General features: G+C 75.5%; 19 protein-coding genes and 1 pseudogene. 5 read left to right on the forward strand and 15 right to left on the reverse strand.

Features of this window, described 5'->3' with window-relative positions; translation table 11 throughout:
• From AB0442_RS26935 to AB0442_RS26945, 3 genes and pseudogenes are all read right to left on the reverse strand, one after another.
• Nucleotides 1-112, reverse strand: a pseudogene (locus AB0442_RS26935) (nuclear transport factor 2 family protein); the annotation flags it as partial.
• Between the two features lie 140 nt (nucleotides 113-252).
• On the reverse strand, nucleotides 253-594 hold the full coding sequence (locus AB0442_RS26940) for a hypothetical protein (protein ID WP_366165946.1): 342 nt from the start codon (nucleotides 592-594) through the stop codon (nucleotides 253-255).
• A gap of 734 nt (nucleotides 595-1,328) precedes the next feature.
• Nucleotides 1,329-2,732, reverse strand: coding sequence for an oxygenase MpaB family protein (locus tag AB0442_RS26945; protein WP_366165947.1), 1,404 nt, complete (start codon nucleotides 2,730-2,732; stop codon nucleotides 1,329-1,331).
• A gap of 273 nt (nucleotides 2,733-3,005) precedes the next feature.
• Here AB0442_RS26945 and AB0442_RS26950 point away from each other — a divergent pair, with 273 nt between their 5' ends.
• Nucleotides 3,006-4,070, forward strand: a complete 1,065-nt coding sequence (locus tag AB0442_RS26950; RefSeq protein WP_366165948.1) for a ParB/Srx family N-terminal domain-containing protein — start codon at nucleotides 3,006-3,008, stop codon at nucleotides 4,068-4,070.
• A gap of 118 nt (nucleotides 4,071-4,188) precedes the next feature.
• On the opposite strand, the gene AB0442_RS26955 is transcribed toward AB0442_RS26950, so the two are convergent.
• Nucleotides 4,189-4,476, reverse strand: a complete 288-nt coding sequence (locus AB0442_RS26955) for a hypothetical protein (RefSeq protein WP_366165950.1) — start codon at nucleotides 4,474-4,476, stop codon at nucleotides 4,189-4,191.
• A gap of 83 nt (nucleotides 4,477-4,559) precedes the next feature.
• Here AB0442_RS26955 and AB0442_RS26960 point away from each other — a divergent pair, with 83 nt between their 5' ends.
• Nucleotides 4,560-5,078: a hypothetical protein gene (locus tag AB0442_RS26960; RefSeq protein WP_366165951.1), complete on the forward strand. Its 519-nt coding sequence runs from the start codon at nucleotides 4,560-4,562 to the stop codon at nucleotides 5,076-5,078.
• 15 nt (nucleotides 5,079-5,093) lie between these two features.
• On the opposite strand, the gene AB0442_RS26965 is transcribed toward AB0442_RS26960, so the two are convergent.
• Both AB0442_RS26965 and AB0442_RS26970 read right to left on the reverse strand, forming a co-directional pair.
• Nucleotides 5,094-5,930 carry a DUF4239 domain-containing protein gene (locus AB0442_RS26965; protein WP_366165953.1) on the reverse strand — a complete coding sequence of 279 codons (837 nt, stop codon included), beginning with the start codon at nucleotides 5,928-5,930 and terminating at the stop codon, nucleotides 5,094-5,096.
• Nucleotides 5,931-5,932: 2 nt separating this feature from the next.
• A complete protein-coding gene (locus AB0442_RS26970) occupies nucleotides 5,933-6,400 on the reverse strand; it encodes a carboxymuconolactone decarboxylase family protein (RefSeq protein WP_366165954.1) in 468 nt (155 codons plus the stop codon).
• Between the two features lie 331 nt (nucleotides 6,401-6,731).
• Here AB0442_RS26970 and AB0442_RS26975 point away from each other — a divergent pair, with 331 nt between their 5' ends.
• Nucleotides 6,732-7,271: an EF-hand domain-containing protein gene (locus AB0442_RS26975; protein WP_366165956.1), complete on the forward strand. Its 540-nt coding sequence runs from the start codon at nucleotides 6,732-6,734 to the stop codon at nucleotides 7,269-7,271.
• Between the two features lie 83 nt (nucleotides 7,272-7,354).
• On the opposite strand, the gene AB0442_RS26980 is transcribed toward AB0442_RS26975, so the two are convergent.
• From AB0442_RS26980 to AB0442_RS27005, 6 genes are read right to left on the reverse strand one after another with little or no spacing between them, the layout of a single operon-like run.
• Nucleotides 7,355-7,762, reverse strand: a complete 408-nt coding sequence (locus tag AB0442_RS26980; protein WP_363547681.1) for a hypothetical protein — start codon at nucleotides 7,760-7,762, stop codon at nucleotides 7,355-7,357.
• On the reverse strand, nucleotides 7,759-8,691 hold the full coding sequence (locus AB0442_RS26985; protein WP_366165958.1) for a Gfo/Idh/MocA family oxidoreductase: 933 nt from the start codon (nucleotides 8,689-8,691) through the stop codon (nucleotides 7,759-7,761). The genes AB0442_RS26980 and AB0442_RS26985 overlap by 4 nt, the downstream gene beginning before the upstream one ends.
• On the reverse strand, nucleotides 8,688-9,872 hold the full coding sequence (locus AB0442_RS26990) for an Ldh family oxidoreductase (RefSeq protein WP_366165960.1): 1,185 nt from the start codon (nucleotides 9,870-9,872) through the stop codon (nucleotides 8,688-8,690). Before AB0442_RS26990 ends, AB0442_RS26985 begins: the two co-directional genes overlap by 4 nt.
• Nucleotides 9,873-9,925: 53 nt before the next feature.
• Nucleotides 9,926-11,203, reverse strand: coding sequence for a M20/M25/M40 family metallo-hydrolase (locus AB0442_RS26995; RefSeq protein WP_366165962.1), 1,278 nt, complete (start codon nucleotides 11,201-11,203; stop codon nucleotides 9,926-9,928).
• A complete protein-coding gene (locus AB0442_RS27000) occupies nucleotides 11,200-12,177 on the reverse strand; it encodes a sugar phosphate isomerase/epimerase family protein (protein WP_366165964.1) in 978 nt (325 codons plus the stop codon). Before AB0442_RS27000 ends, AB0442_RS26995 begins: the two co-directional genes overlap by 4 nt.
• The gene (locus AB0442_RS27005; protein WP_366165966.1) at nucleotides 12,174-13,193 is read right to left on the reverse strand and encodes a hypothetical protein; all 1,020 of its coding nucleotides are present in this window, start codon (nucleotides 13,191-13,193) and stop codon (nucleotides 12,174-12,176) included. The genes AB0442_RS27000 and AB0442_RS27005 overlap by 4 nt, the downstream gene beginning before the upstream one ends.
• Nucleotides 13,194-13,414: 221 nt before the next feature.
• Here AB0442_RS27005 and AB0442_RS27010 point away from each other — a divergent pair, with 221 nt between their 5' ends.
• A complete protein-coding gene (locus AB0442_RS27010; protein WP_366165968.1) occupies nucleotides 13,415-14,581 on the forward strand; it encodes a DegT/DnrJ/EryC1/StrS family aminotransferase in 1,167 nt (388 codons plus the stop codon).
• Entirely contained in the window at nucleotides 14,578-15,708 is a 1,131-nt protein-coding gene (locus AB0442_RS27015) for a DegT/DnrJ/EryC1/StrS family aminotransferase (RefSeq protein WP_366165970.1), read from the forward strand. The genes AB0442_RS27010 and AB0442_RS27015 overlap by 4 nt, the downstream gene beginning before the upstream one ends.
• Here AB0442_RS27015 and AB0442_RS27020 read toward each other — a convergent pair.
• Genes AB0442_RS27020 through AB0442_RS27030 form a run of 3 tightly spaced genes read right to left on the reverse strand, consistent with a single transcriptional unit; the run spans nucleotide 15,624 to nucleotide 19,763 of the window.
• Nucleotides 15,624-17,348, reverse strand: coding sequence for a fatty acid--CoA ligase family protein (locus AB0442_RS27020; RefSeq protein WP_366165972.1), 1,725 nt, complete (start codon nucleotides 17,346-17,348; stop codon nucleotides 15,624-15,626). The two genes, AB0442_RS27015 and AB0442_RS27020, sit on opposite strands and share 85 nt — an antisense overlap.
• Before the next feature lie 43 nt (nucleotides 17,349-17,391).
• The gene (locus tag AB0442_RS27025) at nucleotides 17,392-18,978 is read right to left on the reverse strand and encodes a CoA transferase (protein WP_366165974.1); all 1,587 of its coding nucleotides are present in this window, start codon (nucleotides 18,976-18,978) and stop codon (nucleotides 17,392-17,394) included.
• On the reverse strand, nucleotides 18,975-19,763 hold the full coding sequence (locus AB0442_RS27030) for a methyltransferase domain-containing protein (protein WP_363547651.1): 789 nt from the start codon (nucleotides 19,761-19,763) through the stop codon (nucleotides 18,975-18,977). Before AB0442_RS27030 ends, AB0442_RS27025 begins: the two co-directional genes overlap by 4 nt.
• Nucleotides 19,764-19,814 lie beyond the last annotated feature (51 nt).

Here is a 19,814-nt window from a genome sequence, read left to right on the forward strand (position 1 = left end):
CGGTGCGCTGGCGGTAGTCGGGGGCGAAGTGCCGGTCGGCGGCCTCGTCCAGGTCGAGGCCCGGAGTGAGGAGCAGGTCGGTGAGGGCGGCGCGGATGTCGGTGCGGGTCATGGTGGTTCCTCCGGTGGCGTGCGGGAGCGTCCCGCCGTGGATCGAGGGGGATGCGTGCCTGAAGCACGCTTATGACTGTACAGCAGAAGCGTGCGCGGCGCACGTATCTGCGTCCCCGGATCCGCCCCGACCCCACCGGGTCAGGCGCCGCCCCCGCGGCGACCGGCCGCACGCAGGGCGGCGGCCCGGTGCCGGATCGGTTCCGCGGCGGGGAGCGCGTGGAGCGACTCCCACGGGTAGCGGGAGCTGAACCCGCCGAGCTCCTCGAAGTGCCGGTGGGCGTGCCGGCGCATCCCGGCGAGACTGAACGCCGCGGCGAACACCGAGTGGACGTTGGCGCGGGCGCCGCCGGGACGGTGCGCCGGGTGCAGGACGGACGCCTCGGCCGCGGCCACGAGCGAGGCGCGGACGGACGGGCGGCGCCACTGGACGAGGCGGGCGCTCCGGCCGGCGGCCATCCAGCGTTCCAGCTGTGCCTCCACCCCGATCACCGCGCCGAGCCCGCCCGGCGGGGCCTGCTCGCGGCACTCGCGCGAAGTCGTCGACCGCCCGCCAACTGCCGCCCCACTTCGGGCAGAGCTGCTGGAGGACCTGGTGCTGGGCGGCGAAGTGGTCCGGGCTGTCGGCCGCGAGGCGGTCGTAGCGGCGCCCGGTCCCGGTCTGTCCGAGCTGGAGGCCGCGGGAGGTCATCAGACCGAGGTGCCGGGCGAGCACGGCCTGCGGGTCCAGCCGCAGTGCGTGGTAGAGGAGTTGCTCGGCCTGGTGGAGGTGCTGGTGGAAGCGGCGGAACCGGTCGGCGGAGACGTGCTCGGCGAAGTGGCCCGTCCGGATCGCCCAGCCGACGTTGATGTGGTGGTGGGCGAGGAGCGTCCTCGGCAGCACCGAGCCCGGACCGCCGCCACCCGCCTCCACGGCCGGCTTCAGCAGCCGGTCGATCCGGGGGAGGTCGGCTACCGCGACGGAGGCCGCGACGCGGGCCTGCGGGTCCTCGATCGCGTCGAACACCGCCTGCACCGCCGCCCAGTCACCCGCCAGCGCGGCATCCCGTGCCCGGCCGGCCTCGGGCACGGCCCGGTACAGGTCGAAGACGGGCGCGAAGGGCGCAGCGGCGGAAGGCGTGCGCAGATGACGGGGACCCGAACCGCGGAGTCGATCAACGGGGTGCCCGGGGCCGGGCCCGGGTCCCGGCCCCCGGGCGGGAGCGCTCCTCGGGGGGTCAGGGGCGGCCGAGGAGCGCCGCGCCGGCGACGGTGTCCGTCCGGGCGGTGAAGAACTCCGCGAACGCGGTGACGAACTCCTCCTCGCTGATCCTGCCGTCGCCGTCGGCGTCCAACTGCCGGAACCCGTCGTTGAGTTCCGCCGGATGGACACGGGAGCCGCCGAACAGGACACGGTACTCGTCCGCGCACAGGTGGCCGGTGCCGTCGGTGTCGGCGGCCCGGAACAGGGCACGCACCGCGGGCTTGAGACCCTCGTCCAGGTAGGCCGGGTCCCGGTCGACGCCGCCGAGCATCGCGGAGACGAACTCCGCGCAGTCCACGGTGCCGTCCCCGTCGGCGTCCACGGCCGAGCAGAGGTGCTTCCACCAGGTCTCGAACGCGGAGTACAGCACGTCTTCCCGCTCGACGGGGAGTTCGAGCTGCCAGCAGACGTTGTGGACCATCGCCTGGAGGTCGGCCGAGTCGACCCGTCCGTCGCCGGTCTGGTCCAGCACCTGGTGGAAGAAGGTCTCCAGGCGGGCCCGCCGGGAGTCGGCGACCCGGGGCGGGGGCACCGGACGGGCGGACGTGCGCCGCGGAGCCGGCCGACCGCCTTCGGCCGGGCGGTGCCGGTGGCGCAGATGGTCGGGGAGACGGGTCATGACGTGCCGCAGGCCGTGGTGCAGCGTCCAGGACAGTGCGGCGGCGGAACGCGTCCGACGGGTGCCGAAGGTGTCGTGCCAGACCGGCGGCAGGTCGGCCAGCGTCAGGCTGCTCAGCGCGCGGGCCGCCACCACGCGCAGCAGCGGCCAGGCGGGCCGCAGCCGCCCGAGCCTGCGCGGGGCCGGTGCCTCGCGGAGGATCTCGAACAGCAGGTAGCGGACCTGGTCCCCGTACTCCAGGACCTCGCGGACACCCCGCTCGATGTACGCCGGAACCTCGGCCGCGGTCGGCGGGAGCGCCTCGCCGGGGATGTCGAGCGCTTCGCAGATGTCCCTGAACTCGGCGTAGAGCTCGTTCAGTTCGGTGGGCGAGAGCCGCGCGCCGGACAGCTCGTGCATGGCGGTGATGGCCTCGTACAGCGTCACCATCACCCAGGCGCGGACCTCCGGGTCCTCGGCGGTGTACGGGCGTCCGGCGTGGTCGGTGCCGTGGATCCGGCGGTGGGTACGGGCCAGCCGGGCCACCTCGAGCCGGCGTTCCTCCGGCCCGACGGAGAACAGCCTCGCGCCGCTGTCCACGGTGTGCTCGATGCGCCGCCACGGGTGCGCCCGGTAGGTCGAGTACCGGGCCATGCCGGCCGCGACGGCCGGATGGGCGGTCTGCAGGACGAGCAACCGCCAGGCGACCAGTCCGATCCGCCATTCGCCGAGGCTCCGGCGCAGCGGGCCGCGGATGTCGGACGGGGGTGTGGACGTCATGGGGGCTCCAGGGGCGCGAGGCGGGTCGACAGCACGTACAACGGGCTGCGGGGCCCGGCGGCACTGTGGATCACTCCTCCGTGCCGCCGTCGAACCTCCGCCCGCCCGCCGGTCCGCCCCTGCACGTGGCGGGTGGCGGGTGGGGGTGACGGGTGCGGGCACGGCACCCGCGATCGTCGCCCCGGGTTCCCCGGGAGGTCGCGGACGCGACGGCGGCCGTTGGCCGACCGCTGCCACGCTCACGGGCGGATCCGCCCCGATGCGAGGAGTGCCATGAGAGTCATCCCCCCGTCCCGCCGTACCGCGGCTCTCGGTGCGGCCGTCGTCGCGGTCGTCGTGGCCGCGCCGGCCGCGCAGGCCGCCTCCGGCGCGCCGGGCACCCGGCCCTCGTTCTGTCACCACGACAACCGCTCCACGCCGTTCGCGCAGTACCTGTGCGCCGAACCCGGCGAGCTGCTCGACGTCCGCATCGGCGACGTACACCCGACCCAGCCCTCGCTGGGCTACGACGAGGTGTACTACAAGCTCGGCCGCTACACCCTCGGCAAGGACGCGATCAACAAGAAGTTCAGCGACTGGTGCGAGGCCGACGGCCGCATCGACGCCGTCGCCGCGCAGCCCGGTGCGCGCCTGGACGACCCGTCCTCCTTCACCTGCCGCCTCCCCGTCGGCGCCGAGACGGCGGACAGCGTCGCGCCGATGAAGACGGTCGTCATCGGCCCGCACGGCGAGCCGTTCCTCACCGACGGGCACCACACGCTCACCTCCTTCTACGAGACCCCTGACGGCGGCGCCGACCTGCACGTCCGGCTGCGGGTGCTGGCCAACTACAGCGACCTCACCCGCCAGGCGTTCTGGGACGAGATGCAGGCGCACAAGTGGGTCTACCTGCGCGACCCCGAGGGCGCCCCCGTCGCGGTGAACAAGCTGCCGACCGGTGTCGGGCTGGCCAACTTCGGCGACGACAAGTACCGCGGCCTGCTCTACTTCGGCCGCGACATCGGCTACACGCAGAACGACCTGCCGTTCCAGGAGTTCTACTGGGGCAGCTGGGTCCGCGACTCGAACGCCGTCGACCTGTCCGGCTGGAACCCGAACGACCTCGGCAGCTACCTCGGCACCGTCCAGGGCCTGACCCGGGCGATGACCGCGCTGCCGAAGGACGCCGTCGTCGACAGCGGCTTCGACGCCGCCGACCTCGGCGCACTGGACCAGTGGAACGCGGGCAAGGCCGCCGACAAGGGCGAGTTCGACAAGCTGAGCAAGCCGTACTCCGACCCCAAGCCCGGCAAGCTCGCCTACGCCCTCGAGTACAAGCACGTCCACGGCCTGGGCTGACCCACCCCGCCGCCCGGTCCCCGCCGACCCCCGAGGGGTACGGCGGGGACCGGTCGGTTTCGCGGGCGGCGCCGCCGTGCGGCAGGCCCGTTCCGGGTGAGCCGCCGGGCCGGGGCGCTCACAGGGCGGCGAGGATGTCCTTGAGCAGGCGCCGGAGCTTCTGCCCGGTGCTCGCGGTGGCCCGCCAGGCGAGTTCCGCCTCGACACCGGCCCGGGTGACGGCGAGTTCCGTGCCCGTGGTGCGGACCAGGTCGATCCGGTGGGTGACGTACGTCAGCACGTTCAGGTGGTAGGGGCCGATGCCGAGACGCGCCGCGGCCTCCTCGAGCGTCATCCACGGCCCCTCCGCCGGCAGACCCCGGTACGGGAAGGGGATCTGCGGCAGCCGATCGGTCCACGTCTTCACCGGGGCATTGTCCTCGACGCCGGCACCGATCCCGCGCCCGCCCCGGCCTTGCGGTGGGGGGTGTGCGGAGTAATGATGATTACATGATTACGTCGGAGCAGGAGGCCCTGCGCGGCTGGTTCACCGGGCGGCTGCCGGAGGGGCTGTACAGCGAGTTGGTGGAGATCACCGTGGACCGGGAGGAGATCACGGTGATCGGGCGGATCCCGCCGCCGGAGTTGGCGGACGGGGTGTCGGAGGCCGAGCGGGAGGCGGCGGTCGAGGGGCGGATCGCGGAGTTCCGGGAGCGGACGCGGGAGGCGCGGATGGCCGTCGCGCGGGAGGCCGAGCGGCGGTACGGCCGGAAGGTGTCCTGGGGTGCCGAGTGCGACGGCCTCCGGGGGCTGTTCACCACGGTGTCCGCGCCGGTGATGACCCGGCTGCGGCAGCCGGAGCGGCAGGTGCTGGACACCCTGGTCGAGGCCGGGGTGGCGCGCAGCCGGAGCGAGGCGCTGGGCTGGTGCGTCCGTCTCGTCCAGAAGCACTCGGAGTCGTGGCTGGACGAACTGCGCGACTCGCTGGAGAACGTCCGGCGCCTGCGGGCGCAGGGGCCGGACGCCTGAGCCGCCGCGGCCCGGTCACTTCGGTGCCGGTGCGTCCGCCACTCCCGGGCCGGAGGTCACCGGACCGTCCCAGAACCTGGAGAGCGCGCCCTCCTTGAACGGGCTCGGGCTGACGCTCAACTCCCCGGCGAACGGCCGGTCGAGGACGAGCACCAGCAGCAGGCTGAAGCCGATCAGCGCCGCGACCGAGCCGACGAACAGCAGTTGGATGCGGCGGCTGCGGATGCCGTAGAGGAAGGTGAGCGGCAGGATCACCACCGCGCCGCCGTGCACCAGGATCTGGAGCAGCGTCGGCAGTTGCTGGCCGCTCTGGGTGATCCTGGCCCGGCGCTGGCCGGCCACCTGGCCGACGCTGTCCACCGCCTGGTCGTAGAAGGTCTGTTCGGAGTGCGAGACCGGCTGGTAGGCCTGCAGCGACTGGTAGACCGCCTCCAGTTTGGCGGCGGTGCGGTTGTAGTCGCCCTGGCCGGACCGCATCAGCGGCCACTGCTGTTCGACCACGGCGTGCACGTACCCGTCGACGGCGCGGTTCACCCGGTCCCGGTCGTCGGCCGGGAAGGCCTGGGCGTCGCGGACGATCTGTGCGGCGGCGGTGGCCTCCGAGGCGACCACGGTCTCCGCGTTCTCCAGCTGCGTCCACAGCGTCACGATGACGAAGGCCAGGATCACGCCGTAGATGGCGCCGAACATGCTGAGCACCACGCCCACCATGTCGTTGTGGTCCCCGCTCGCGGTCTGCGGGTAGCGGCGCCGGGTGAGGGCGCTGCCGAGCACGGCGAGCACCACGATGCCGCCGACCACGACGGCGCCGAGGGTGAACGTGGAGAGGTTGTTGAGCAGCCGGACCTCCACCGTCAGACTCCCGCGGCGGCGACCGGCCGGGAGGTCACGGCGATCCGGTTGTAGGTGTTCACCACGGTCGCGGCCCAGGCGACGAAGGCCGCCTCCGGCTCGGAGAGCACGGGACGCGCGGCGCGGTGCAGGGCGCGGCCCGCGTCGTGGTCGTGCACCAGGGTCACCGCCTCGGCCAGCGCCAGCGCGGCCCGCTCGCGCTCGGTGAACAGCTCGGACTCCCGCCAGACCACCAACTGGGCCAGCCGGTCGTCCTTCTCGCCCGCCCGGCGGGCGGCGTTGGTGTGCAGGTCCACGCAGTACACGCAGCCGTTGATCTGCGAGCAGCGCAGGCGGACGAGTTCCAGCAGGATCGGCTCCAGGCCGGCGGCCGTGGCGGCCTCCTCGACGGCGCCGTGCAGGGCGTTCACGGCGGCGAAGGCCTGCGGGCCGAGGCCGATCAGGTGCAGCGGGGGGAGTGCGTCGGTCACGGACCGAGGGTAAGCGCCGCAGTGGCTGCGGAAGCTGTCGGACCGTCAGTGATCACCCGGGCGGGCAGGGCGGTGCGGCGGCGTTGACCGGGTCGCCGATTCGAGCGGCCGGCCCGTGGTTGCGCGGCCGCCGGGCGGGATGGGCCGTCAACGAAGTTCCGTGCTCACCCGGTTGGCGGTATGTGTGCGATCGGTCTCCCGTCGTGCCGGTAGTGTGACGTTCCGTGGCCGCACCGATACGTGCCGTCACTTCACAGATCAGCCGGGCGCCACCGCCGGCCCTGTCCCTGGGCCGGCAGCCCGTGCGAGACACCCCTTGGAGAACTCCGAGATGACCACTTCCGTGCAGCTCCAGCGTGCCCAGAAGCGCTTCGACCTCTGGGACGTCAACGGCGACGGCCGGATCGACCGCGCCGACTGGGACGCCGAGGCCCAGCGCATCCTCCAGGCCTTCGGCGAGGTCCCGACCTCCCCGGCCGGCCGCCAGCTGATGGACGCCTACCTCGGCATGTGGGGCTTCTTCGCCGACAAGGCCGGCATCGACGAGCAGACCGGCGCGCTCACCCCGGAGCAGTTCAACCACATCGCCGAGGAGCACATCCTCGAGAACGGCGGCGCGGGCTTCGGCCGGGTCGTCAAGCCGACCATCCAGGCGATCGTCGAGCTGGTCGACGTGGACGGCGACGGTCAGGTGAACCCGGCCGAGTTCAAGATGTGGATGGACGCGATCGGCGTCGAGGGTGTGCAGCCGGCGGAGGCCTTCCGCCAGATCGACACCAACGGCGACGGCCAGCTCTCCGTCGAGGAGCTCGTCCAGGCCGTCCGTGCCTACCACCTGGGCGACCTCGACGTGCCGCTGCTCGGCCGCTGACCCGCACCGCGGCCCGGGCCGGGGACGGCGCCCCCCGGCCCGGGCCGCGGCATGCCGTCCCGGGCTCCCGGGCTAGCGGTGCGTCAGGAACCGGACGGGACGAACCGGACGGGGAGCTCCGGCCGGAGGTCCAGCTTCGCGCCGGTCAGCAGGTGGTCCGCGGCGATCAGGACGTTGTAGTGGTTGGGGAAGTGGCAGGCGTCGAAGCCGAGCACCGTGCCCACCCGGTGGTCCCCGACGAACACCTCGTCGCCGCGGTCCAGCACCCCGGCCGCCGCGATCTCCGCGAAGCCGAGGAAGCCGACCCGGTCGATCCGGGCGCCCGCCGCGGTGTCCCGCTGGTCGGTGGTCACCAACTCGTGCACCTCGCCCCGCCGGACGCACCGGCTGGCGAACGGCTCCAGGCTCATCCCGCGGTCCTCGCGGCTGTGCAGCAGCACCTTCACCAGCGTGCCGGTGACCGTCCGCTTCGGCCCGTCCTCGTGCGTCACCGCGCCTCCACCCGCTCGGCCCGGTAGGCGGCCTCGACCACCCGCAGGGCGTCCAGCCCGTCGGGCCCGCGCCCCGGACCGGCGGCGTCCGGCTCACCGAGGACCAGCCCCGCGAACTCCGCGAGCACCCCCTCGTACTCGTGCCAGAGCGACTGCTTGAAGCCGGGATGCCCGGCCAGCATGTCCGCCCCGAGCACCGTGCCGTCCGCCAACTCCACCGCCACGTCCTTGCATTCGCCGAGGAAGGACCAGTCCAGCTCGATCCGGGCGGTCACCCCGTCGGCGCCGGCGAGGGCGAGCACCGCCTGCCGGTCGACGCCCCGCGCGTCCCGGACGACGTCGGCGGACGCCAGCCGCATCGGCCCGGCCAGGAGTCGCACCAGGTCGTAGGCGTTCGGGCCGTTGTCGGCCACGCAGCCGCCGCCGCAGCGCTCCGGGTCCAGGTACCAGCGGTCCCGGCCGACGTGCTCCTCGATCCGCTCCAGGTACCGGACGGTCACCGAGCGGACGGGCACCGCCTCCGGGATCCGGGCCTGCAGGCCGGTGACCGCGGCGTTGTACCGGCGGTGGAAGGCGGTGAAGAGCGGCACCCTGCGCTGCGCCGCGATCGCGGCCAACTCCTCGCCCTCGGAGGCCCGCAGGGCGAGCGGCTTCTCCACGCAGACCGGCAGCCCGGCGCGCAGCGCGTCCCGGCAGACCGTGGTGTGCAGGTCGTTGGGCACGGTGACCACCACCGCGTCCAGGCCGCCCGCGGCGAGCATCGCCCGGTGGTCGGTGTGGCAGCCGATCCGGCCGGCGAAGGGGCGCAGCAGCTCCCGGTCGAGGTCGCAGACGGCCGCCAGCCGGACGTCCGGCACCCGGTCGAGCGCCGCCAGGTAGAACCGCGAGATCACCCCGAGGCCGACCAGGCCGATCCGCAGCCCGCTCACCGCCCGACCTCCGCACCGGGGCCGGCGTCCCTGCCGATCCCGTCCTCCGCGCCGGGCCGGGCCCCGGTGGTCACCGGGCGGAGGCCGAACCGGTCGGCGATCCCGGAGAGTTCGCCGAGCAGGGCGGGGGAGAGCGGCACCCCGTCGCGGTGCGCCTCGGCCGTGCGCCGGGCCTCGTGCCAGCCCGGGTAGGCGACCGGACCGGCGCCGTCGGCGGGCGGGCAGGCGAGCACCGTGGAGAACAGGGTGCGCGCGTCCAGCCCGGCCCGGGTGCCGTCGCGCAGGGCGGCGGGGGCGATCGCCAGGGCGAACAGGCCGATGTCGTCGTCCCGTCCGGTCGGCCCGCCGTCGCCGTCCAGCGCCTCCGGTTCGGGGCCGAGGCCGGCGCCGGGCAGCAGGGCGGCGAGCACCTCGACCATCAGGCCGAGCCCGAATCCCTTGTGCTCGCCGCCGGAGCCGGCACCGAGCCACAGCAGATGGGCGTCACCGCGGTCGAACGCGGCGGGGTCGGTCACCGGGCGGCCCTCCTCGTCGGCCAGCCATCCGGGCGGGATCGGCTCGCCGGCCCGGGCGGCCGCCCGGACACGTCCGGTCGGGACCGCGGTGGTGCTCATGTCGAGCACGTACGGCGGGAGTCCACCGGCCGGGGCGGCGACGCTCCACGGGTTGGTGCCGAGCAGTGCGACCGCGCCGCCCGGCGGGCGGGCGATCCGCTGACGACCGCAGTTGGAGGCGAGCAGGCCGATCATGCCGCGGCCGCAGACCCGGGCCGCGTGGTGGCCGGCGCAGCCGACGTGGGTGGCGCGGCGGACGGACACCAGGCCGATGCCGTACCGCTCGGCCCGTTCGGCGGCCAGGTCCATCGCGGCGCCGGCCTGCCACAGGCCGAGGGCGCGGCCGGCGTCGACCAGGACGGCGGCGCCGCGGTCGGCCAGCACCTGCGGTTCGGCGGCGGGATCGGCCCGCCCCTCTGCGAGCAGCGGCAGGTAGAGCCGGGAGAGGTTGGTCAGTCCGTGCGAGGTCAGGCCGGCGGCGTCGCCGTGGCAGAGCGCCTCGGCGGAGGCCAGCGCCCGGTCGGCGGGCAGGCCGTGTGCGGTGAACACCTCGGTGGTGAAGCGGATCAGGTCGGGGTACGGGACGCGGACGGTGGTCGGGGCGGGCGCGGACGCCACAGGGGTCACGGACTTGCTCCTGGTGTCGGGTGGTGGTCGGGCCGGGGGCCCGGGATGCCGGCTCAGCGGCGGGCGAAGGCGACGAGCAGCCGGGCGACGGCCGCGGCGAAGCCGTCCAGCTGGCCGAGGTCGGCGAACTCGCCCTCGGCGTGCGCCCGGTTGGTGCCGAGGTCGCCGGGGCCGAGCACGACGGTGAAGGCGTCCGGCAGGCCGGCCGCCCAGATGGCGTCGCAGGTGAAGGCCGGTTCGTGGGACGGCCAGCGGTCGAGGCCGGCCTGCCGCAGCAGGGACTCCAGGCCCGGGTGGGCACCGTCCAGGGTCGGCAGGCCGCGCTTCAGCCAGTCCAGGCCGGTGACCTCGGCGCAGTCGGCGGCCGTCCGGGCGAACTCCGGCACGCCGGCGAACTCGCGGCGGAAGGCGGCGAGGCCGGAGCGGACGGCGCTCTCCACCGCTGCCTCCGTCCGCCGTCCCGAACCGGCGTCCTGGTAGGGGATGTTGAGCAGCAGCTCGCCGCGGCCGTAGACCCGGTTGTGCAGCGGCCCGGTACCGATTCCGGCGATGCAGACCCGCTCCCGGGGCGCCGCGGCGGTGCCGAGTTCGCGGGCCAGGTGCTGGGCGAGGTAGCCGAGCAGCACGGTGGCGTTGTGGCCGTCGCCGGGGCGGTCGTCGACGGCGTCCTCGCCGCGGACCCGCAGCCGGGCGGTGGCGGCGGCGGTGGCCCGGGGCAGGTAGCGCAGGCCGGTGGGCTCGCAGAACACGTTGAGCGCGCCGACGTGGCCCGCCTCGACCAGGACGCGGGTGCCGAAGGTGCCCATCGCGCCGCCCTCCTCGCCGGATACGGCCTGCACCAGCACGCCCGTCCCGGTGCCGACCAGCGGCTCGGCGGCGCGGGCGGCGCGGATCCCGGCGAGCAGGGCGACCGCCGGGCCCTTGGCGTCGATCGCGCCGCGGCCGAGGAAGCGCCGGCCGTCGAAGGAGACCGGGCCGTGGCCGGCCACGGTGTCCAGGTGGACGTTGAACATCACGGTGCGCGCCCGGGGCAGCGGCGGGCCGAGCCGCAGCACCAGGTTGGGCTGGCAGGCGAGGAAGCCGTCCTGCGCGGCGGCGGCCCGGCGGACGGTGAGCGGGACGTCCGGCCGGTCCAGGTCGGCGGCCGCCGCCGGGCCGTGGTGCACGGTCTCCAGCCCGATCCGCGCCGCGGCGCAGGCGTAGTGGAGTTGCGCCTCGGCGAGCCGGGGCGGCGGTGCGCCGGGCCCGGTCTCCAGCGGGCCGGCGGTGGGCAGCTCCAGCAGGTCCAGCAGCAGGGCGTGGTCGGCGGGCAGCAGGCGGTCCTCGCTCATCGGGCGGCCGCCCCGCCGGGGAGGGACGCGGGGACGGCCCGGCGGCCGCCGGGGAGCGCTGCCGCGGGGATGCCCCGCAGGCCGCCCGGGACGGCCCGCCAGCCCGGGGCGGACGGCAGCAACTGCTGCGCCACCAGCCGGGCCAGGGCGCGCCCCGCGCGGACGAAGCCGCCGTCGGCCGTGCCGTCCGCGGCGGTGAGCCCCTCGTGCGGCCGGACATGCAGGTGCGGCTCCAGCGACCAGGCGCCGCTCCAGCCGCGGTCCAGCAGCAGCCGCAGGGTGTCGGCGACCCGGGCGGCGCCCTCGCCGGGCGGCACGTACCGTGTCCGATCCGCGCCGCCGACGGCGTCCTTGACGTGCACGTGGGCCACGTGGTCGGCGACCTCCAGCAGCATCCGGTGGCTGTCGTAGCCGTACGGGACGCCGTTGCCGGTGTCGAGGAGCAGTTGGAGGGCCGGGTTGTCCACGGTGGTGACCAGGTCGAGCATCCGCTCGGCCGAACCGCCCGCCCAGCCGCTGCAGTTCTCGTGCAGCAGGACGAGGCCCAGGCCGTCGGCGAGTTCGGTGAGGGCCCTCATCCGCTGCAGCACCAGGCGGCGCCACTCGGGCTCCGGCAGGCCCGCGTTGGGGTAGGACATCACCCGGACGAACCGGGTGCCGAGGGCGGCGCAGCGCGGTCCGAGGGCGGTCAGCTCGTCGAGGTCGCGGTCGAAGGGGTCGGCGACGGTGCCCGCCCAGTTGCCGATCCGGGAGGCCGCGCCGACGACCCGCACCCCGCGCTCGGCGACCCGGTCGGCGATCCGCCGGACGGCGTCCTCGGGCAGGTCGGCGATCCACTGCCCGTCGACGGTGCGCAGCTCCAGGTGGTGCCAGCCGAGCCGGGCCAGGGCGGCGAGTTGGCCGGTCAGGTCGGCGGCGGCCTCGTCGCCGATGCCGGCGAAGCGGATCCGCGGTGCGGCGGCGGGGGCGCTCACCGGGCGACCGCCCGGGCCGGGGCGGCGGGCCGGGCGGCGGCCTTGGCACGGTCGAGCAGGCGGACCACCTCGGTGTTGACCGCGAGATCGGGGTGCGGCCCGCCGCCGCCCGCGGCGAAGTAGCGGTAGGCACGGCGGACGAAGGCGGTCAGCGAGTCGTCGTGCAGCAGCTCGGTGGTCTCGCCGTCCCGGTCGATGGTGATCAGTTGGGCGTAGGAGTCGGCCTCGCTGCCGGGGTAGTGCCCGATCAGGGTGCCGCCGGCGAGTTCGAGGGTGACCCGGCGCTCGCGCACCGGGGAGGTCATGTCGGAGCGGATCCGCGTCCAGACCCCGGAGCGGTGCTCGACCTTGAGCCAGGCGCTGCCGAGGCGGGGCAGCACCCGGCCGTCGACCACCATGTCGGTGCCGCCCGCGCCGGTCACCTCGCCGGGCCCGGCCAGGGCGAGGCAGAGGCCGAGCGAGTGCGGAAGCTCGATGTCGAAGGCGGTCGGGTGGCCGTCGGCGGCGAGCGAGCGGGAGAAGCGGGGCTTGCGCTGGACGACGTGGACGGTGCGCAGCGGCCCGTACACGCCGGTGGCGAGCACGGTGCGCAGCCGGTCGGTGAGCCGGCTGCCGAGCCACTGGGCGACCACCACCAGGTCGAGCCCGTGGCGGTCGCGGACGGCGAGCAGGTCGTCCAGGCCGCGGGCGTCGGTGGCCAGCGGCTTCTCGACCAGGATCCTGCGGAAGCCGAGCCGGCCGAGTCCGTCCAGCACGGCGGCCCGGCCGGTGGGCGGTGTGCACAGGTGCACCACGCAGTCGGCCGGGTCGAGCAGCCGGGCGGCCTCGGCCGGGGTCACCTGCCGCAGGTCGGCGGCGGGCGGCCAACTGCGCTGCGGGTCGGCGGCCAGCACCGGGGCCGCGGCGAACAGCCGGGCGGTGTCCGCGCCGGCGCGGAGTCTGCGGAGCACCGGCAGGTGCAGGCCGAGGCCCGCACGCCCCATGCCGACGAGCAATGTCCGGAGTCCGTCCGCCATGGTGAGCCGTCATTCCTTCCGAGCCGGGGCAGTGCGTCGCGGACATTCAATCAGCACACGGACGGTGGATTTGACCGTACGTCAAAGAATATGCACAGAAGGCCATTCGAAGGAGTGAAGGGCCCTGACCGGCCCGGTCGTCAGCCGTGTTCGTGGCGTAGATTGCCTGCCGCGCGCCCCGGTATTCCGGGTTCATGTCCGTACGATCTGATGAGAGTTTCATGGGCGAACACTCCGGGGTCTCCTTCTTCACGCAGGCGGAGGGTTTCGAGTCCCTCTGGCCGACCACCCGGCGCCATCTCGACGAGCTGATGGACCGGGGCAAGTACTCCCACGGCCCCAAGGTCGCCGAACTCGAGGCGGCCCTCGCCGCCTGGACGGGTGCCCGCCACGTGATCGGGGTCAACAGCGGCACCGACGCCCTCGTGCTGCTGCTGCGGGCCGCGGGGCTGCGGCCCGGGGACGAGGTGGTGGTGCCCGCCTACACCTTCGTCGCCTCCGCCTCCTCCGTGGTGCTGGCCGGCGGCCGCCCGGTCTTCGCCGACATCGACCCGGTCACCTACGGGCTCGACCCGGCGAGCGCCGAGGCCGTCGCCACCGACCGCACCACGGCGGTCATGCCCGTCCACCTCTTCCACCAACTCGCCGACCTGCGCGGCATCCTGGACGTCGCGGCGCGGCGCGGGCTGACCGTCGTGGAGGACAGCGCCGAGGCCTTCGGCATGCGCTGGGACGGCGTCCACGCCGGACTGCACGGCGCCGGCGGCGTGCTCTCGTTCTTCCCGACCAAGACCCTCGGCGCGATCGGCGACGCCGGCGCCGTCCTCACCGACGACCCCGGGATCGCCGAAGCCGTCTCCGCGATGCGCCACCACGGCCGCTCCGGGGCCGGCGTCGACGACTTCCCGGCCATCAACCGGCCCACCGACCTGCTCGGCGTCAACAGCAAGATGGACGACGTCCAGGCCGCCGTCCTGCTCGCCAAACTCACCCGCGCCGAACGGGACATCGCCCGCCGCGCCGCCCTCGCCGCCGGCTACACCGAACGCCTCGCCGGCACCCCCGGCCTCCACCGGCTGCCGACCACCGTCGACCGCGGCGTGCCCACCGACCCGGTCTGGTACGTCTACCTGATCGAGACCGAGCGCCGCGACGCCCTCGCCGCCCACCTCGCCCGGCACGGCGTGCAGACCGAGACGTACTACCCGACCCCGCTCCACCTGCAGCCCTGCTTCGCCGCACTCGGCCACCGGCCCGGCGACTTCCCGCACGCCGAGGCCGCCTGCGAACGCGCCCTCGCCCTGCCGCTCCACCCGGACCTCACCGACGACGACCTGGACCGGGTCTGCGACCTCGTCCGCGACTTCCACCACGGAAGGCAGCCATGATCCCGTTCTTCCCGCCGGACCTCTTCGAGGAGGACCGCGAGCTGCTCCTCGACGTCGTCCACGAGGTCGCCACCGACCCCGCCCAGAAGTTCATCCTCGGCGAGCGCACCGCCCGTTTCGAGGACCTGCTCAAGGCCGAGCTGGGCGCCGCCGACGTGGTCGCCTGCGGCAGCGGCACCACCGCCCTCACCCTCGTCCTGATGGCGATGGACATCGGGCCCGGCGACGAGGTGGTCGTCCCCGCGTACGGCTGCGCCCCGCTCGCCAACACCGTCCTCGGCCTCGGCGCCGTCCCGGTGTTCGCCGACATCGACCCCGTCACGCTGGTGATGGACCCGGACGGCGCCGAGGCGCTCGTCACCCGGCGGACGAGGGTGCTGATGCCCGCCCACATGTTCTCGGTGATGGCCGACATGCCGCGGCTGCGCGTCCTCGCCGACCGGTACGGGCTGCGGCTGCTGGAGGACTCGGCCGTCGCCCAGGGCGCCGTCCTCGACGGCCGGCCGGCCGGCACCTGGGGCGACGCGGGCGTGTACTCCTTCGTCCAGGTGAAGTCCTTCGGCGGCCCCGGCGAGGGCGGCGCGATCGTCACCCGCAATCCCGAACTCGGCCGCACCGTGCGGATGCTGCGCAACCACGGCCAGGACGGCGTGCACCGCTTCCGGCACCACCGGATCGGCCTGAACAGCCGCTTCGACGAGGTGCTCGCGGCCTTCCAGATCCGCCGGCTGCCCGGCCTCGCCCGCAGGATCGCCCGCCGCGCCGAGATCGCCGCCTACTACACCGAGCGCTTCACCCCGCTCGCCGAGCAGGGCGTCACCCCGCCGCCGCCCGGCACCGACGGCCGCTGCTACTACGTCTACTCACTGCTCGCCGAGCGCCGGGACGAACTCAAGGGGCACCTCGCGGCGCACGGCGTGGACAGCCACGTGTACTACCCGCTGGCACTGCCGCACCAGCCGGCCTTCGCGCACTGCGCCCCCGAGGGGCGGCGCTGGCCCAACGCGGAACGGGCCGCCCGGCAGAGCCTGGCGATCCCGGTCTACCCGCATCTGACGGACACCCAGGTCGAGGCGGTGGCCGACGCGGTCTGCTCCTTCGCCGCACTGGCGGCGCCCGTCCGCTGAGCACCGACGGGGAGCCGGGCGGCGGCCGCCAGCACCGAGAGCGCCCGCCGGTCCGGCTTCCCGGTGCTGCCGACCGGGAGCCGCTCCAGCAGCAGCAGGTGTTCCGGCAGCTTGTACCGCTCCAACCCGCAGTCCTCCGCCAGGAAGCCGGTCAGGTCGGCCAGCGCGAGGCCGACCGCCGCCGCCCGCGGCACGACGCAGGCGCACATCCGCTCGCCCAGGTCCGGATCGGGCACCGGCACGCACACCGCCTCGGCCACCGCCGGATGGCCGTCCAGCAGCCGTTCGACCTCGGCCGTGCCGATCGACACCCCGCCGCGGTTCACCATCTGCTTGATCCGCGACACCACCCGCAGCTGCCCGTCCGCGTCCAGCACGCCGAGGTCGCCCGCCCGAACCCAGCCGCCGTCCACCCGCTGCCGGGCGTCCGGCGCGGGCGCCCCCACGTGGCAGAGCGGGCTCATCGGGCCGCGTGCCTGGATCTCGCCCGGCCGCCCGGCCGGCAGCGGACGTCCGTCCGGACCGCACACCCGGACCGCCGTCACCGCCGGGTCGGGCCGGCCCACCCGCAGCACGTCGCCGTCCGGATCCGTCCAGCGGGTGTGGCAGTTCATGCCGTCGCTCGACCCGTACACGTTGACCAGCGGCCGGCCGAACCGGGCCAGCGCCCCGCGCAGCACCGCCGGGGTGAGCACCGCCGAACTCGACACCACCGCCTGCAGCGAGGAGAGGTCCTCCGCCGGCACCGGCGGCTGCTCGGCCATCCGGCGCAGCATGGTGGGGACGGCCGCGAGGTGCGTCGGCCGCAGCCGGGAGACCGCCCGCAGCGACCCGGCCGGGTCGAAGCCGTCCCGCAGCAGCACCGTCGCCCCGCAGCGCACCAGCGCCACGACGGCCAGGGAGCCGTACGCCGTCGCGGGGGAGACCAGCAGCAGCACCCGTGGCGGGGCGCCGTCCGCCGTCCGCAGCACCTCCTCGACGTAGCGGCCGCGGCCGCCCGCCAGGGCGTTGTGCGAGTAGGCGATCATCTTCGGCGCCGCCTCGGACCCGGAGGAGACCAGGATCCGGGCCGGCGCCTCCGGGTCCACCGCGACCGGCGACACCTCGCGGTCGAGCAGCGGCAGCGCCTCCACGTCCAGGACCCGCTGCAGGTACGGCAGTTCACCGCGGAGATCGGCGAGCAGAGCCAGCGGGCGGCCGCCCGACGGCAGTTCGCCCACGGTCAGCACGGTGTCCGCCCGGGAGGTGCCCAGCAGGGCGGCCAGGTCCCGCCGTCCGTGCCCCGGTACGCAGGGCAGCACCACCGCACCGAGCGCCGCGACCGCGAGGTCCGCCGCCAAGGAGCGGCGGTCGGCCGGCAGTTGGGTGGCCACCACGGAGCCCGCGGCCACCCCGCGGGCCGCCAGCGCCGCCGCGAGGCCGCGCACCCGGCCGTCCAGCTCCCGGTAGGAGAGCGCCCCCCGACCGTCCACCACCGCCGTCCGCCCCGGGTGCGCCGCGACCCGCTCCGCGAACAGCTCGTACAGCCCCCGGCCCGGGCAGAACCCGGCCTCCACCCAGGCCCGCCGCAGCTCGGCCGGGACCTGGTCGGGGAAGGCGACGCCGCCGGCCGAGACCCACGGCGTCCTCACGGTGGTCATGCAGGGCACTCCTCGGGAGAGAGTCGGGGACGGGCGGCGGCGGTCACGGGCGGAAGCTCCACGGCGGGCGGACGAGCGTGCAGCCGGCCCGCTCCAGGGCGGGGGCCAGCCGCGGGTCGGCGGCCAGCGCGGCGAGGTCGGTGCAGACCGGCACCGAAGGCGCCGACCCGTCACCGCCGAGACGACAGAGCAGTTGCGCCGCGGACAGCAGCGAGGACTCCACCCGCTGCGCCCGGCCGGTCCGTTCGCGGGCCTCCAGCGCGGCCACCGCGCCCTCCGCGCAGACCAGCCCGCCCAGCACGTCGCACAGCGTCATCAGGGACGGCCGTACCGGCTCGCCGGGCGGGGTGACCAGGGCGGCGAGGCCGGAGTACGCCTGGACGGGGTAGTCGGTGCCGAGCGGCAGGCCCGGCCCGTGCTCCGCCCCGCTGCCGGAGGCCTGCACATGGACGAGGCCCGGGCGGACGGCGGTCAGCGCGTCCGCGTCCAGCCCGAGGGCGGGCACCTTGGCCGGGGCGAGGCTGTGCAACAGCACGTCCGCCCCGGCCACCGCGCCGCGGACGGCGGCCCGGCCCGCCGGGCTGCGCAGGTCGGCCTCCAGCACCTCCTTGTGCCGGTTGAGCGCCACGAACCGGGCCGAGACGGGGCCCGCCATCGGCGGCACGCCGCGCAGCGGGTCGCCGCCCGGCGGCTCCACCCGCACCACCCGGGCGCCGAGCAGCCCGAGGACGTGCCCGGCGAGCGGCCCCTGCACCCGACGGGCCACCTCCACCACCGTCACCCCGTCCAGCGGGCCGCGGCCCGGACCCGGCGGTCGCGCGGCACCGGCGGCGGCCCCGCCCGGCGTGAGCCGCCACGGCACGGCCCGGCCGGACCCGGGTACGGGCCGAGCGGCGACCGCGGTGGCGGTGACGCCGCACTCGGCGGCCAGCGCGGCGAGGTGCCGGTAGGGCAGGGCGGCGGTGGCGGCGGCGAGGTCCGTCGGCAGCGGGCAGACCGCGGTGGCGTAGCGCAGTTGGAACGGCCGCCAGGCCCGGGCGACCGTCCGGCGGTCCGCGCCCAGTGCGGCCCAGAACCGCTGCCAGCCGTCGGCCTCCAGGGTCTCCAGTTCGAACCGCACCCCGTCCAGTGAGGTGAACGGCGGCCCGCCCGGGCCGGCTCGCTCCTCGTCCTCGGCGCCTTCGTCCCCGGCGCCCTCGTCGGCGGTGGCCGCCGCCAGGTACTGGCCGACGGTGAGCAGCGCCGCCTGCGCGACCGAGACCTCCACCGCCGAGTGCGCGGCACCCAGCCGGGCGGCCCGCAGCGCGGCCAGGGCGCCCGTGGCGGCGAGCACCCCGGCGGCGGCCGAGGCGAAGCCGACGCCCAGCCGCACGGGCCGGCCGTACCGGCGGCCGTGCACGTGCATCAGGCCGCAGGCGGCCTGGACGTCCGCCTCGCCGTGCAGCGGCAGTGCCACCGGCCCTGCCCAGGAGATCCGGCAGCCGATCCGGAGCGGGCCGTCCGCGAGGCCGAGGGTGCCGTCGGGGTGCCGTTCGGTGCGGTGGCCGAGGGTCCTCAGGTGTGCGGCGGCCAGGCCGAGGGCGGCCCGCGGCGGTGCGGAGGTGGCGAGTGCGCCGGTGGCGCTGCTCACGGGCGGCGGCCCTGGACGGTGTGCACCAGGTTGGAGCAGGCCCGGAAGTCCGGGTGCACCAGGACCTCCCGCAGCTCGGCGAGTTCGTCCTCGGTCAGCCCCGCGCGCAGCAGCGGCTCGCGCAGGTGGCGGGTGTTGTGGATCTGCAGTTGCAGTCCGGGCGAGCCCGGGGTCAGCGCGGTGACGTACGGGACGGCCTCCACCCCGGCGAAGCCGGCCCGCCGCAGGGCGGCGGCGCACTCCCGGCCCCAGCCCTGGTGCGAGCCGCGTTCGCGGAACGCCTGCAACTTGGCGCGCTGGAACCGCTCGAAGAGCTCCTTGGCCCGGGCGCTCGGCGCGAGCAGCACGGGCGCGTACTCGGCGTCGAACTCCAGCAGGTGCAGCACCCCGCCGGGCCGCAGCGCGGCGAGCAGACGGCGGAGCACGGCCTCCCGCTCGGGCAGGTGGGAGAGCACCAGCCGGGCGTGGATCAGGTCGAACTCGCCGTCGGGCAGCTCGTCGTGGACGATGTCGTGGCGCCGGACGTCCAGGTTGGGACGCTCCGGCAGGGGCAGCGGCACCAGGTCGGTGGCGAGCACCCGGCCGGCGGGGCCGACCCGGTCGGCCAGCCAGACGGCGATGCTGCCGGCGCCGGTGCCGATGTCCAGGCAGTCCATCCCGGGGCGGACGCCGGCGCCGACCAGCCGCTCGACGGTGATCGGGTCGAGCCAGGCCGCCAGGCAGCGGTGCTGTTCGGCGGCGTGGCTGCCGGTGTTGTCGAAGAGGTAGGCGGGGGCGAGGGTCATCGGTCTCTCTCCGGTCCGTCGGCGTCGACGGGCACTGGTCGGCTGCGGGCG

The sequence above is a fragment of the Kitasatospora sp. NPDC085895 genome, assembly GCF_040702125.1.
Classification (GTDB): Bacteria; Actinomycetota; Actinomycetes; order Streptomycetales; family Streptomycetaceae; genus Kitasatospora; species Kitasatospora arboriphila.

What these genes read in the sequence shown, in the direction of transcription:
- AB0442_RS26950 (WP_366165948.1), top strand. Translation starts at nt 3,006, where the DNA reads ATGAGAGTCATCCCCCCGTCCCGCCGTACCGCGGCTCTCGGTGCGGCC.
- AB0442_RS27015 (WP_366165970.1), top strand. Translation starts at nt 14,578, where the DNA reads ATGATCCCGTTCTTCCCGCCGGACCTCTTCGAGGAGGACCGCGAGCTG.
- AB0442_RS26995 (WP_366165962.1), bottom strand. Translation starts at nt 11,203, where the DNA reads ATGAGCGAGGACCGCCTGCTGCCCGCCGACCACGCCCTGCTGCTGGAC.
- AB0442_RS26960 (WP_366165951.1), top strand. Translation starts at nt 4,560, where the DNA reads ATGATTACGTCGGAGCAGGAGGCCCTGCGCGGCTGGTTCACCGGGCGG.
- AB0442_RS26975 (WP_366165956.1), top strand. Translation starts at nt 6,732, where the DNA reads ATGACCACTTCCGTGCAGCTCCAGCGTGCCCAGAAGCGCTTCGACCTC.
- AB0442_RS27010 (WP_366165968.1), top strand. Translation starts at nt 13,415, where the DNA reads ATGGGCGAACACTCCGGGGTCTCCTTCTTCACGCAGGCGGAGGGTTTC.
- AB0442_RS26945 (WP_366165947.1), bottom strand. Translation starts at nt 2,732, where the DNA reads ATGACGTCCACACCCCCGTCCGACATCCGCGGCCCGCTGCGCCGGAGC.
- AB0442_RS27030 (WP_363547651.1), bottom strand. Translation starts at nt 19,763, where the DNA reads ATGACCCTCGCCCCCGCCTACCTCTTCGACAACACCGGCAGCCACGCC.
- AB0442_RS27020 (WP_366165972.1), bottom strand. Translation starts at nt 17,348, where the DNA reads ATGACCACCGTGAGGACGCCGTGGGTCTCGGCCGGCGGCGTCGCCTTC.
- AB0442_RS27005 (WP_366165966.1), bottom strand. Translation starts at nt 13,193, where the DNA reads ATGGCGGACGGACTCCGGACATTGCTCGTCGGCATGGGGCGTGCGGGC.